General features: G+C 42.6%; 9 protein-coding genes. 3 read left to right on the plus strand and 6 right to left on the minus strand.

Features of this window, described 5'->3' with window-relative positions; genetic code table 11:
• The first annotated feature begins 1 nt into the window (after position 1).
• Positions 2-1,153 carry a lycopene cyclase family protein gene (locus AFM12_RS12180; RefSeq protein ID WP_055148574.1) on the plus strand — a complete coding sequence of 384 codons (1,152 nt, stop codon included), beginning with the start codon at positions 2-4 and terminating at the stop codon, positions 1,151-1,153.
• Here the strand turns inward: AFM12_RS12180 and AFM12_RS12185 are convergent.
• The 5 genes from AFM12_RS12185 to clpB form a co-directional block, all read right to left on the minus strand.
• Complete coding sequence (locus tag AFM12_RS12185) at positions 1,150-1,749, minus strand: SET domain-containing protein (protein ID WP_055148575.1); 600 nt, start codon at positions 1,747-1,749, stop codon at positions 1,150-1,152. The genes AFM12_RS12180 and AFM12_RS12185 overlap by 4 nt on opposite strands.
• A gap of 109 nt (positions 1,750-1,858) precedes the next feature.
• Complete coding sequence (locus AFM12_RS12190; RefSeq protein ID WP_055148577.1) at positions 1,859-3,295, minus strand: sulfatase-like hydrolase/transferase; 1,437 nt, start codon at positions 3,293-3,295, stop codon at positions 1,859-1,861.
• Positions 3,296-3,388: 93 nt separating this feature from the next.
• Positions 3,389-6,319, minus strand: a complete 2,931-nt coding sequence (locus AFM12_RS12195) for a DEAD/DEAH box helicase (RefSeq protein WP_055148579.1) — start codon at positions 6,317-6,319, stop codon at positions 3,389-3,391.
• Between the two features lie 164 nt (positions 6,320-6,483).
• A complete protein-coding gene (locus AFM12_RS12200) occupies positions 6,484-7,434 on the minus strand; it encodes a Kelch repeat-containing protein (RefSeq protein ID WP_055148583.1) in 951 nt (316 codons plus the stop codon).
• A 481-nt stretch (positions 7,435-7,915) separates the two neighbouring features.
• Positions 7,916-10,546, minus strand: coding sequence for an ATP-dependent chaperone ClpB (gene clpB, locus AFM12_RS12205; RefSeq protein WP_055148585.1), 2,631 nt, complete (start codon positions 10,544-10,546; stop codon positions 7,916-7,918).
• A gap of 284 nt (positions 10,547-10,830) precedes the next feature.
• Here clpB and AFM12_RS12210 point away from each other — a divergent pair, with 284 nt between their 5' ends.
• A complete protein-coding gene (locus AFM12_RS12210; protein WP_055148919.1) occupies positions 10,831-11,616 on the plus strand; it encodes a 2-oxo acid dehydrogenase subunit E2 in 786 nt (261 codons plus the stop codon).
• A 104-nt stretch (positions 11,617-11,720) separates the two neighbouring features.
• Positions 11,721-13,124 carry a PQQ-dependent sugar dehydrogenase gene (locus tag AFM12_RS12215; RefSeq protein WP_055148588.1) on the plus strand — a complete coding sequence of 468 codons (1,404 nt, stop codon included), beginning with the start codon at positions 11,721-11,723 and terminating at the stop codon, positions 13,122-13,124.
• A gap of 45 nt (positions 13,125-13,169) precedes the next feature.
• Here the strand turns inward: AFM12_RS12215 and AFM12_RS12220 are convergent, their stop codons facing one another.
• Positions 13,170-13,712 (minus strand): hypothetical protein, encoded by a 543-nt coding sequence (locus AFM12_RS12220; RefSeq protein WP_131458344.1) that lies wholly within the window; start codon positions 13,710-13,712, stop codon positions 13,170-13,172.
• Positions 13,713-13,797 lie beyond the last annotated feature (85 nt).

Genomic DNA, 13,797 nt, shown 5'->3' on the forward strand with positions numbered 1-13,797 from the left:
ATTGAAGGAAATAGAGCAATATGACTTCGCCATCATCGGGGCAGGGGCCGCAGGGCTTCAGCTGGCTTTGGCTTTGCTGAATGATTCTTTTTTTGCTGATCAATCTCTTGTAATTTTTGATGCTGACCTCAAAGACGAAAATGATAAAACCTGGTGTTTTTGGGAAAAAGGGAAAGGTCAATGGGACGAGCTGATCAGGCATTCGTGGTCTCAAACCACTTTTGCAGACAGTAAAGAGTTGTTAAAACTTAATACTTCGCCCTACCACTACAAAATGCTCCGAAGCCTCGATTTTTATAATTTTGCCAAGTCAAAAATAGAACAATCTGGTCGGGTCAAATGGATTACTGAGAATGTTCAGACTACACGGGAATCAACCGAAGGGATTGAGATTTCTGTTCAGGGCAAGACTTTTAAAGCGGGCCATTGTTTTGACAGTCGATTACCTGAAACCTACTTTAAAGACCGGGAGAGCCATAAAGTTGCCCAGCATTTTAAGGGTCAGTTCCTGAAGTTTGATGAGCCGGTCTTTGACCAACAGAACTTCACCATGATGGACTATCGGTTGATCTACAAAAATACTACTTCCTTCATGTACATTTTGCCGGTGAATAGTCGGGAAGCCTTGTTTGAGTACACTTTTTTTAGCCCTGATCTCGTTGATGAATCGGTCTATCTGGATCAGATCAGGTCTTATGTTACTGAGTATTTTAAGAATCATAAATTTGAGGTGACCGAAGAGGAGGATGGTATAATTCCTATGACCAATTTTCCTTTTCATAAGTATCACTCAAAGCATTTGACCAAAATAGGTACGGCTGGTGGCTGGGTGAGAGCGTCAACGGGTTATTCGTTTAAGAATGCCGGAGGAAATGTGAAGAAGATCATTGAAAATCTCAAAAAGAGACAACATCCATCGACAGGCGTTTTCAAAAAGAAATATCACTTTTTTGATACTTTGCTTCTGAATGTGTTGCAGTACGAGAATCACCTTGGTCCTGCATTTTTCGGGCAACTCTACAGAAATAACCGTCTGGAGACCATCTTCAGGTTTCTTGACGGTGAATCTGACATTTTAGATGATTTGAAAATCGTCACTTCAGTGAATCCATGGCCTTTTTTAAAGGCGATTTACCGGGAGTTAATAGGTTAAGCCGCTTTTAACAATTTATGCTTCAAAGCATAAACAGATTTGTAGCTTTCCGGCCTTTTCTTCAGTTCCTCAATCTCGGCTATGGTTTTTTGGTCCATGACCGGGTAAAGCGGTTGAGGCACGTCAAAAAGATGCTGAATACTTTTAGAGACTTTGGCGTCCCAATCTAAATAGTAATGATCAAAGTCTGAGGGCATCAAGGTGCCACGACATCCTTCTTTGCCGCAGGCAATAGTCATTGGTTCTGTTAGATTAAAAAGGCCGTATTCATCGGTAATTTGTTCACCGGGAAAGATATCATGGATAGCAATTTCAAATCCGTAACCAGTACTCATGGAATTGCAGTGGCAGCAATGATTAACATACTTGGCAAAATCCCAGCTGACCACACGAACGCCATCCTGATCCATATAAGAATATTTTTCAATCACCTCCTGAAGGGCAGGCTCATAATTGCGAAACTCCTCTGGTTTTACACAAACTTCAAGGGCGTCTTTTACATAGGTAATGGTGCCTTCCGGAATAAACGCAGTGGCAAAAACGCCATAGCCAATCTGGTCGTTGATATAGACTAGTTTAGTATCAGGATGAAACATATTTTGATTCAGTTTTTTGCAGCAATTTTATGCAAAAGTTGAATCAGTGATACAAAAGAGGTTGAAATTATTTTTTCTAATTAAGTGGCTTATAATGAGTGGTTAATAATTATCTTTTCGTCAATTCAAGATACCTGTTTCGTAGCTTTTCAAGCATTTCAGATTCAGTTTCTGCGAGGTTTTGGTTTTGCCCCAGATCTCTTGACAAATCATAGAGCTGTTCTTCCATTGAAAACCCGGTTTCATTATTGACATGTTGTACCACAGCAGGGCCTTGATTTGCCGGGAGATAAGCCCAATTTTTCCAGCGAAGGGCTGTTCTTCCCATAGCTTGAATGACCAACTCTTCTCTACCTTTTTGCTCTTTACCCAAAAGCATGTTTAGGAAATTTTGACCATCATAATGGCTTTCGCCTGAACTTATGAGTGATTTCATGGATGCGGCTATGTCTAATTGAGAAATCATTTCGTCAGAGGTTCCGGGGTTTATTTTTCCTTTCCAGTAAGTAATGAATGGTACGCGGGTTCCGGCCTCAAATAAACTGTATTTCCCTCCTCGTAAAGGTCCTCTTGGTGTGTGATCACCGAGTTTTTCAACAGCGTCGTCATAGTAGCCGTCGTTCAGAACAGGGCCGTTATCTGAGCTGAAAATGATTAGGGTGTTTTCTAATAGTCCGTCTTTTCCCAGTTTGTCTAATAATTGACCTACACAGTAATCAGCTTCCAGAATAGCATCTCCACGAGGACCCATGCCTGATTTCCCTACGAACTTTTCGTTCGGAACCCGCGGAACATGTGGCTCATGGAGTCCGTAATACAGGAAGAATGGTTTCTGACGGTTGGCATCGATAAAGCTATAAACCTCATTGAGAAAGATTTCATACATGGTCTCGTCAGTCCAAAGAGCTGACTTTCCACCCTTCATGAAGCCAATTCGGGGAATACCATTATGCACGGACATATTATGACCGTGCTGCCACTTTATTTTGGTCATGAGTTCCGGATTTGAGATGGCCGTCGGTTCACCTTCGAAATTTTCCTGATAGTTGACATAAAGCGGGTCGTCAGGGCTAAGATTTTCAACCATCTTATTTTTCACATAGACCGTGGGTACACGGTCGTTAGTAGCGGCCATGATATAACTGTAGTCGAAACCGAGATGCCATTTCCCAATTACAGCGGTGCTGTAGCCTGCACTGCTGAAGATATCGGCAATAGTAGTGGTATCTGGATGAATGAGTAGGGGAGCATCACCAGCTAGTACTCGAGCCCGCTCATTTCGCCAAGGGTAAATGCCTGTCAAAAGTGAAAAACGACTTGGAGTACAGGTAGCAGAGGTGGCGTAGGCTTGAGTAAATTTTATACCGCCAGCGGCTAGTCGGTCAATATTTGGGGTATGAAGTGTTCCGCTTTCATAGGCACTCACATCTCCATATCCTAGATCATCGGCGTAGATGATGATGACGTTGGGGGTTTGAGTTTTTTCTTCCTTTGAGCAGGAAATGAATAGACTGACAAGGCAAAGAAATCCGAGGGCTTTTTTCATGGGATAGGGTTTGGAAGACAAGATACAAATTTCTCAAACACCGATAACCTGTAAAATAAACCTCACAGGTCTTCAAGACCTGTGAGGTTTATTTTAATCGAGTAAACTCATGATATCCTCCTGATCCAACGATTTTGAGAAGGTTTCTTCGGTGGTGATAAGCTCATCGAAAAGTTTTCTTTTCGCTCTCTGAAGAGTCAAAATCTTTTCCTCCACCGTGTTTCTACTGATAAACTTATAGGTAAATACTGTGTTTTTCTGACCGATTCTATGAGCCCGGTCCACCGCCTGAGCTTCTATGGCCGGGTTCCACCAAGGGTCAAGAAGAAATACATATTCTGCAGCCGTAAGGTTAAGACCAACGCCTCCAGCTTTTAGTGAAATGAGGAAGACCTTAATATCAGGGTTTTCCTGAAATTTCTCTACTTCCTTTTTGCGGTCTTTTGTGCCTCCATCGAGATAGGAGTGGCAAATTTTATGCTTATCCAGATACTTTCGGATAATATTTAGATGTTTGACGAACTGACTAAAAACGAGCACTTTACTTCCGCCTTCAATAACACTTTTGAGCTTATGAATTACGTCTGAATCTTTGCCACTATCGCCCTCATATTCTTCATCTACCATAAGTGGATTATTGGCAATTTGGCGAAGCTTGGTAAGGCCCTGTAAAACAACAAGCTGAGACTTGTTAATGCCTTGCTGCTCAATATGGTCAAGGATGAGATTACGGTAGTAGGCCTTCGTTTCTTCGTATACTTTTTCCTGCTGTTCAGACATATCGCAGTATTGTACACTATCGATTTTTTCAGGTAGCTCAGTGGCTACCTGAGATTTATGCCTGCGAAGCATGAAAGGCTTTATTTTGCTGTAAAGTCGTTTAGTGGCTGCTTCGTCCTGTTTTTTCTCGATAGGCTGCTGGTATTTATCTTTAAAATACGATTGCGACCCTAATAGTCCCGGATTGACAAAAGTCATTTGACTCCATAAATCCATGGTATTGTTTTCCAATGGCGTACCGGTCAGGATTAATCGGTTTTTACAATTCAGCAGGCGAACGGCCTTTGAAATATTGGATGCCGGGTTTTTAATGGCTTGGGATTCATCAAGAATTACATATTCAAATCTAAATTTCTCGATAAAATCAATATCCAATCTTAGGACTCCGTAGGAGGTTAGAATAAGGTCGTATTCTCCGAAATGTCCTGTATCTTTTGTTCTTAAAGTACCAGAGTGTACCAAGACCTTCAGTTCAGGTGTAAAGCGTTCAGCTTCTTTTTGCCAGTTATACAATAATGAGGTAGGCATCACCAACAGCGTTGGGTGTTTGACTCCGTCTGATTTAAGCGATTGTAGAAATGCCAGGGTCATCACTGTTTTACCAAGACCCATATCATCGGCCAGACAGCCCCCCAGATTAAAATCACGGAGGAAACAAAGCCAGTCGTATCCGGCTTTTTGGTACGGCCTCAGTTCTCCCTGAAATTCTTTGGGAACATCGTAAGATTTGATTTCGTCAAAATGTTGGAGGTTTTCGAGTTTACGTCCAATGACCGTGTTGGCTAATCCATCCTCGTCCAGATTTTGCACCATGGCGATATGGTGTTTTTTGAGAATCAGCTCATCTTCATCACCAAGATCTGATAGTGTAAACAGTTCATGGTATCGGATAAACCACTCTTCAGGTATCACTGCAATCTTACCATCGGGTAATCTGAACTCCCTGATATTGGCCAGAACAAGTTCTCTGAGTTTTAGAATAGGTAACTCAAAACTCCCGAAACGGACCTTCGTTTTAATGTCAAACCAGTCGTTATTCTCGACGATATTAACCTCAATAGAAGAAACACCAAGGAAATATTCTTTTTTGGCGTCAGGTGCTTGTTTTACGTCTATCCCCGCTTCCTTAAGTGCATCAGCGTTGAGCTGTAACCAGCTGAAAGCTTCTGATTTTGGCAGAGCTTTACGGCCATGGATAAGGTTTTGACCAAGCGATTTAATTTTCTCTATGATTTGCTTTTCAAAAGCAAGATCACGTTTCATTTTATGGAAAATCCATGCATCATCTTTTTCTTCAACGTTGACATAGGAGTTAGCGGCGAAGCTATCGAAACGGAAAGTCTTGTCGCCATAGGCAAAGCTGAGGTCAAATGTAATTTTTGAGCTGGTAACATCGTCATCCTGACCTTGAGAAAAAAGGTCTTTGGCAATTTTTCCTCCGCCACTTTCAGTTAGAAGAAGAATTGGTTTTGCGGTGGCCTGTTCTTCGACAATATTAAAGCCCTCACCATGGCCAAAAACGTTAAATTGGGCTACTAATGGCCCTACAAACTTCCTGAAGTACGTTTTCTCAATTTTTCGGTCAATGCGGATATTGTTTTTATCCAGAAAAGGTTTGAGCTTTTTCGCATCAACGTATGGCTCAAAATGATACAGACTGTTTTCGCTCAAAAGAAAGGCCGGAGAATCACATAAAATCTGAGCACCCACATGCTGCAGACGCACCTTTTCACCCTTGCATTTAATCACAGGGAAATAAATGGTATGATCTTCTTTGCGGTCAAAATTGAGATACACCTTCGCCGGTTCGTCCAACACATTAACCTCCTGACCCATCGGAATGCCGTCGTTTGACATCACAAAAAAGCGTTTGCCAATCAGTTTTGGCAATATAGACGCCCGGTATTTATTGAGGTATTCCTCAATAGCTGCCTGAAGAGCCAGATCCGGCTTTTCCCCATAAACCTTAGTGAAGTAGTCGAAAGGTTTAAGTTTTTTGGGATTAAATTTTTTTAGAATGGCATCCTGCTGAATGGCATCCATAAGCTTCACCAGTTCAATATCGACCTCGTCAATGCCTTTTGAAAACTCCTTGATATTCATGGAAGAAACATTCTGATAGGCATAGGTCAGCTCCTCTTTGGCATTTAATTGGACCATGTAAGATTCAAACAGATAGCCAAGGTACTGATGCTCAAAGAGCGAGTAGATGATTTGAAAAGGCTCGGCGGTTGATACCTTCATTTTCAGGGTTTAAAAGCAGCCATTTTGAATTAAAATGACGTTCGATTTAAAAAGTAAACCTCGAAAATAGGCAGGAGTGTCTCAGTGGGCAAATTAAGTTATCAACAGGAGGATTTATCCGATGACTTTTTCAAATAAAAGGTAAGTCATCGGACGATTTCTAATTAAAAACACTCCATCGTATTCCTCTCCGGCTGGCCACCACGATTGGCTACACCTGAAGAGATGTAGATTTTTTTACCGACCATTTGTGCAGAAGTACCATGGCGACCTTGGTTCAAGCTCGGAAGGCTCTCCCAGGTCATCGTTTTTGGGTCAAAGGCTTCAACCTCGTCATGTGCCTCAAGATGGTGAGGACCTTCGCCGCCCATGAAAACTGCCTTACCTTTATAAGTAACTGCCCCATTTCCTGCACGAGTAGTTGGGATATTATCTTCTGCAGTTGTCCATTGGCCCGTTTTAAAATCGTACACATCTGTTTCCGGAATGACGATATCAAAGACGTGCCCTGTTTTATGAGTTGATCTTCTACCGGCGGCTACTACAAGTTTATCGCCTACCATGGTCACATTGATGTGATCTCGGGCTTGAGGAGCATCGGGCAATTCTTTCCATTGGTTAGTGGCAGGGTCATATTCATCAAACCAGGTCACGTGACCATCCCAATGACCATCAGTGATACCACAAACCATGTAAATCTTGTTTTTATACACAAAACAACCGGCCGAACCACGTTTCCTTGGAATTTCAGGACCTTCTCTCCACCCGTCCTTTTCCGGGTTGTAAATCATGATATTCGGGATCGGTGTTTCATGTGGGAAAGGGCCCGTAAGAGCTCCCAATACATATATTTCTCCATTATAAGCTACCCCCTGAAAATGATGAATTTCAAGTGGAGTTTCACCCTTCTTCTTCCAGGTTTTAGTTTTTACATCGTAAACTTCCAATGGTTTAATACCGCGGCCACCGAAAAGATATAATTTGTTTTTGATGGCCACGAAACTGTTTTCACTACGGTGAATGCTTTCATTTTTGGTTTCAACCAGTTGCCAGTTTTGAGCAAAAGTACTTAAACAAAGAAGTGTAATGACGGAAGAAAGGAGCAGTTTTTTCATATTTCAAAAGGGTTTATAATCGTACCAAAATAAGGAGATTTTTTTGAAGTTCTTTCGGCTACCGACAACCGTTTCCTTTCTGTCGAGCAGATTGTCAAAATGGGCTTTTCAAAAATGACTTCAGCATGTCTGACACTTTTTGTCTGACCTGTTGAAAAAAAGACCGCTCTCAGTGAGAACGGCCTTTAACTCTATTCAAGACTACGCGTCCCGCCCAACCGATTATAGTTCTAACTTTTGTTGTTGGGCCAGAAGCAAAAAAAAAGACCGCTTTCAACGAGAACGGCCTTTATCTCTATTCAAGACTACGGGTCCCGGCGAGTCGTCGCACCGTCCAACCTATTATAGTTCTAACTTTTGTTGTATGGCCAGAAGCAAAAAAAAGACCGTCCTCAACGAGAACGGCCTTTCTATCTATTCAACCCTAACCTATTATAGTTCTTATTTAATGCGTTCAAAACGCTGATTCATATTGGTGAACTTACACCACTTCGGCTTTGAGCACGTTTTCGAAGATGATGTTACCATCAACATCCAAATCCATGGCTATTACCGCGTCTTTGTCAATCTCACCACCAAGAATTTTCTTTGATAGCTCGTTTAGAACCAATCGCTGAATTACTCTTTTGAGTGGCCTGGCCCCGAAAACGGGGTCAAAACCCTGTTCGCCGAGTTTATCCAGTACATCTGTGGTTGCATCCAAAGTAATGCCTTGCTCTACCAGTCTGTTTTTGATCTGATTAAACTGAATTTCCACAATCTGGCGGATATTCGATTTGCTCAGCGGATCAAACAGTACGATCTCGTCGATCCGGTTCAGGAACTCAGGTCTGACAGACTGTTTGAGCAATTCCATCACATTATCCTTTGCTTCCTGTTTATAATACGTGTGCCATGCGTTGTCGTCACCTTTTGACTCTAAATACTTTTCCTGAATCAGGTGTGATCCAATATTTGAAGTCATGATGATGATGGTGTTTTTGAAGTTCGCTACGCGACCTTTATTGTCCGTAAGTCGCCCATCATCGAGTACTTGTAATAAGGTATTCCACACATCCGGGTGAGCTTTTTCGATCTCATCCAGCAAAATTACGGAGTACGGTTTCCTTCTCACGGCTTCTGTCAATTGACCTCCTTCATCATAACCGACGTATCCCGGAGGGGCTCCTACTAAACGGCTTACAGCGTGCCTTTCCTGATACTCTGACATATCTATACGCACCATGGCGGAGTCGTCATTGAAAAGATATTGAGCCAGCGTTTTCGCCAATTCTGTTTTACCCACGCCAGTGGTTCCTAAAAACAGGAAGCTACCGATTGGCTTTTTAGGGTCTTGCATGCCAGCTCTTGAACGTCTAACGGCATCCGCCACCATTTCAATGGCCTCGCCCTGACCTGCCACTCTTTTCTTCAATTCGTCCTCCAGGTGAAGCAGTTTCTCACGTTCACTTTGGAGCATTTTTGAGACCGGAATACCTGTCCATTTGGCTACCACTTCCGCAATATCTTCTGCTGTAACTTCTTCATTGATAAGGCTTTCACCGCTTTCTACAGAGGCTCCCGCATTTGAGGCCAGTTCTTTTAAACGTTCTTCGGCTTGCGGTAATTTTCCGTATCTTATTTCGGCTACCTTACCAAAATCACCGCCACGCTCAGCCTGTTCAGCTTCAAATTTCAGGTGATCGATGCTCTCTTTCAATTGACGGATTTCATCGACTTTGCCTTTTTCGTTTTCCCACTGAGCTTTGTAGGTATTGAACTTCTCGTTCAGTTCAGCCAATTCTTTATTGAGAACCGCCTCTTTTTCTTTGTCTTTTTCACGACGGATAGCTTCACGCTCAATTTCCAGCTGCATGATACGCCTTCTGAGCTCGTCCATTTCCTCCGGCATGGAGTCCATTTCTAATCTCAATTTAGAAGCGGCTTCGTCCATCAGGTCAATAGCCTTGTCGGGCAAAAAACGGTCAGAAATATATCTGTTCGATAATTCAACCGCTGAAATTACGGCATCATCCTGAATACGAACACCGTGGTGTACCTCGTATTTTTCTTTGATACCTCTCAAAATAGAGATGGCATCGGCCACATCCGGTTCATCAACAATGACCGACTGGAACCTACGCTCTAGTGCCTTGTCTTTCTCAATGTATTTCTGATACTCTTTCAGCGTAGTGGCCCCAATGGCATGCAATTCACCACGTGCCAAGGCTGGCTTCAACAGGTTTGCAGCATCCATGGCACCTTCGCCTCCACCGGCACCGATAAGGGTGTGAATCTCATCAATGAAGAGAATGAGCTCACCATCAGAATCAGTAACTTCTTTAATGACGGCTTTCAGACGCTCCTCAAACTCACCTTTGTATTTGGCTCCGGCCACCAAAAGACCCATGTCTAATGAAATAATGGTTTTTGATTGCAGGTTTTCCGGCACATCGCCCTGCACAATTCGCTGGGCGAGCCCTTCCACAATAGCGGTTTTGCCCACACCTGGTTCACCCAAGAGAATGGGGTTGTTTTTAGTACGTCTCGAGAGAATCTGAAGCACTCTTCTGATCTCCTCATCTCGCCCGATCACCGGGTCAATCTTTCCTTTTTTGGCCTGCTCATTGAGGTTTATACTGTACCTGCTTAAGGCCTGATATTTATTTTCTGCGTTTTGATCTTTCACGGGATTATTCTTTCCTCTTAGTTCTTTAATTGCTTTTTCAACTTCTTTCTCCACAAAACCCTGCTCTTTAAGAAGCTGGGCCACCGAATCCTTCGCTGATGCCAGGGCAAGATAAAGGATTTCCACACTCACGTATTCATCATCAAATGCTTTGACTTTGCTTTGAGCACTTGATAAAACGGTTGACAAGTTATTGCTCAGATAAGGCTGCCCGCCACCGCTAACTTTCGGGTACCCATCGACAAGAGCTTCAAGCTTTTGATTCAAAAGAGTATCTGAAACGCCAAGTTTATTGAATAAAAATGACGAAGTGTTAGGGTCTTGTTCCAGTAAGGCTTTCAACAGGTGCCCGGTTTCAACAGCCTGCTGCTGATTTCCCTGAGCAATCTGCACAGCTTGTTGAATCACCTCCTGAGCTTTGATTGTATATTGATTAAGATTCATGGTCGTAATGCTTTTTAAGTGTTGTTGTTCATTTGAGAACGTATTGATGATTGATCAAAAAGAGTGCAAATGTTGAAATTCGGAAATATTGACCGTTTTCGCTTGAGAAGTTTATCTTTTTTGTGCCAAAAAGTCTGATTGTGAGAGGGTTGTGGACTTTATTGAGGCAGGAATGGCAGTTTTTTGTCAATCAGATTGAAAAATGGGAAAGCAGCGATTCAATAAATGAAAGGCGTTCTTTAAAGCAGCTTTGGCATTGGTCAGAAAAAACTAATTTTGAGCTTATGAGTACAAGCCTCAATAACGCCTGGCGAAAAACAGCCAGCACTCTTTATAAAAAACCTGATGACTCAAAGATTTTGGGTTCGGTAGAAGTAGATATTACCGAGCTTCAGGAATACATCGCTCAAAAAAGAAAGGAAGGACTAAAAATTACGCTGACTCACTTTTTTACTTTGGCTACGGCTCAGGCGATTAAGGAAAAGCTTCCTGAGTTGAATACCTACATCCGGAGAGGGAATGTGAGAACACATGATAAACTAACCGCTACGGTGAGCGTTTTGCTTAGAGCCAATGAAATGGGCTCTGTAAAAGTGGAGGATATTGACCAGATGAATTATGCCACTTTGGTCGAGTTTCTTCAAAACAAAATTGTAGAGGCTCGCAAAGGAACGGAGAACAATACCATGCAGATGAAAGATCGTCTGGCCGCCATTCCCTGGCCTTTTCGCAATCTGGCTTACTGGTTTATCCGCAAAATGATCATCGACTGGGGTATGTCTTTTGGCGAACTTTCGGCGAATAATTTCGGCTCCTACATCGTCTCCAACATCGGAACGCTGGGGCTAGATAATGGGTACCCCGCCCTTTTTCCGGCAGCCAATATCTCTTTTGTGCTCATTATGGGTGGGGTAAAAAAGAAGCCTTTGGTGATCAATGATGAAGTCAAAATCAGAACAGTCATTACCCTCGCAGCAGCTCTTGACCACCGCGTGGTGGATGCTTCGCACGCTGGTATTCTTTTTAAACAGTACAAGAGATTTGTGAGTCAACCGGAAATTTTTGAGTAGATTCATCGACAAACCTACTCCATTTAGCATTATCAGTTTTGGCCTTTGAAGCAATTGACTAACTTCACTTTCTCAAATAAAAAAAGACTTACCCCTAAAGGAAAATGAAACAGATCGCTGCACTTGTTTTTGCGATTGCACTGCTCATCAGCTGTGCAAAAAATGCTTCGGTTCAAAAGAATGACAATCAATTTGCCGAGGCCAGAAAGACTTACGGTCAATACTGTGCCACCTGTCATGGTGAAAAAGTAGAGGCTTTTGTTGATCGTCAATGGAAACACGGTAAAAGTAAAGACGAAATTATCACCAGCATTACCAACGGATGGCTTGAAAACGGAATGCCAGCCTGGAAAGGCACCGTCAGTGATGCTGGCATTGAAGAGCTGGCCGAGTTGATTGTAAGTAGTCTTGGTACCGTAAATCAATATGATTTTGAGGAGGTAGAAAAAACGGACACTTACAGTTCTCAGGGAATGACCCTGAAGATGGTGCCGGTTCTTGAAGACATTGATAGTCCTTGGGGTTTAACCTCTCTGCCTGACGGCTCTCTGTTGATCACTGATCGCGAGGGAGATCTTTGGAAAGTTGGATCGGATAACTCAAAAATAAAAATCAGTGGTGTGCCGGCTGTTTTGGCCGAAGGCCAGGGCGGTTTATTTGATATCAAACTGCATCCGGATTATGACGAGAACGGCTGGATTTACCTCACATATGCCAAGTTTAAAGAAGAAGGTGGCGAAACACTCTCTACAACCGCTATGATCAGAGGAAAACTTTCTGGTAATACGTTGGTGCAGAAAGAAGAGCTTTTTGAGGCTCATCCATACCTGACGACTCGTCACCATTACGGTGCACGTATGGCCTTTGACGATGAAAATTATTTATATCTCTCAGTAGGTGATCGTGGAAAAAGAGATGAAAATCCGCAAAGTCTTGAAAACGGCTGTGGTAAAATCCACCGTTTCAATGATGATGGTTCTATTCCTCAGGATAATCCTTTTGTGAATACACCGAATGCCGTGAAATCTATCTGGTCGTATGGCCACAGAAACCCTCAGGGTTTGATTTACAAACCGGATGTTGACCAGATTTGGGAGCACGAGCACGGTCCACGTGGAGGTGACGAAGTGAATATCATCGAAAAAGGAAAGAATTTCGGCTGGCCGGTCATCTCTTATGGTATTAACTATAATGGAACCACGTTTACCGATATCTCAGCCAAAGAAGGCATGGTGCAGCCACAGATTTACTATCTGCCGTCTATAGCTCCGTGTGGTATGACCTATGTTTCTTCGTCAAAATATCCCGGCTGGAATGGTGATATACTGGTGGGCTCACTACGTTTTAACTATATCGACAGACTTGATATCAGTGAGAACAAGATTGCCAATCAGGAAAAAGAGTTGATCAACATCGGTCGTTTGAGAAATGTCTTTGAAGCCCCTGACGGATTCATTTATGTAGGTATTGAAAATCCGGGAACGGTTTACAGGCTTACGCCTCAATAGTTGGAATTAATAGAGTAGAATATGGCCGGGTGGGAGATCATCCGGCTATTTTTTTACTTCACCATTGATTTCAAAAGTCTTTCGGTCGCCAATGAAAAGTTCTTGCCATCCATTGACATGATAATCGGTAACCAGGTTCTGATCAAAATTAAAGACAAGGTTTTTCTCAGAAGCGTAAAGGTAGTTATCGGTACTCAGGTGAGCTTTAATTTGGGAAATCTGACCCGTGCTGTCTTTGAGAATTGTCATTTCTTTGACCGGCAGGGGGTCGTCAGAGACAAGTGAATAATGTGTTTGAAGAGGCGACTCTTCCGTTTCATAACTCAATTGAAAAGCAGCCTTATTAATATTGGCCTGCTTTAAAAGTTCCAGCTCTTTTGACCAGTCAATGTCTGAAAGTTCAGCCTCTGATTCTTCCTGATTGATTGTGTTTTTTTTGTGCACCACTGGTTTTGCCATCTCCATTTTTTCAATGATTTCATTGGCGAAGTCCTCTGAGTCAAAGAAGATATTAACATCCGCTTTGTTTTGCTGGGAGCACGAAAGCAGGATTATGGAGCCGAAAAGAGCAGCGAAAAGTGTTTTCATCAAGGGCAAAGATAGAAGGTCAGTTTTGTTTTTTGCGGGCTGTGTCAGAAAAGGATAGATGAAATCGGGGATTCTCATAACTTAG

Origin of the sequence: Jiulongibacter sediminis (genome assembly GCF_001306455.1) — a bacterium.
GTDB classification, from domain to species: domain Bacteria; phylum Bacteroidota; class Bacteroidia; order Cytophagales; family Spirosomataceae; genus Jiulongibacter; species Jiulongibacter sediminis.

Bases quoted from the DNA above. Each gene is read 5' to 3' on its own strand.
- AFM12_RS12185 (WP_055148575.1), bottom strand. From the start codon at position 1,749: ATGTTTCATCCTGATACTAAACTAGTCTATATCAACGACCAGATTGGC.
- AFM12_RS12190 (WP_055148577.1), bottom strand. From the start codon at position 3,295: ATGAAAAAAGCCCTCGGATTTCTTTGCCTTGTCAGTCTATTCATTTCC.
- AFM12_RS12195 (WP_055148579.1), bottom strand. From the start codon at position 6,319: ATGAAGGTATCAACCGCCGAGCCTTTTCAAATCATCTACTCGCTCTTT.
- AFM12_RS12200 (WP_055148583.1), bottom strand. From the start codon at position 7,434: ATGAAAAAACTGCTCCTTTCTTCCGTCATTACACTTCTTTGTTTAAGT.
- clpB (WP_055148585.1), bottom strand. From the start codon at position 10,546: ATGAATCTTAATCAATATACAATCAAAGCTCAGGAGGTGATTCAACAA.
- AFM12_RS12210 (WP_055148919.1), top strand. From the start codon at position 10,831: ATGAGTACAAGCCTCAATAACGCCTGGCGAAAAACAGCCAGCACTCTT.
- AFM12_RS12215 (WP_055148588.1), top strand. From the start codon at position 11,721: ATGAAACAGATCGCTGCACTTGTTTTTGCGATTGCACTGCTCATCAGC.
- AFM12_RS12220 (WP_131458344.1), bottom strand. From the start codon at position 13,712: ATGAAAACACTTTTCGCTGCTCTTTTCGGCTCCATAATCCTGCTTTCG.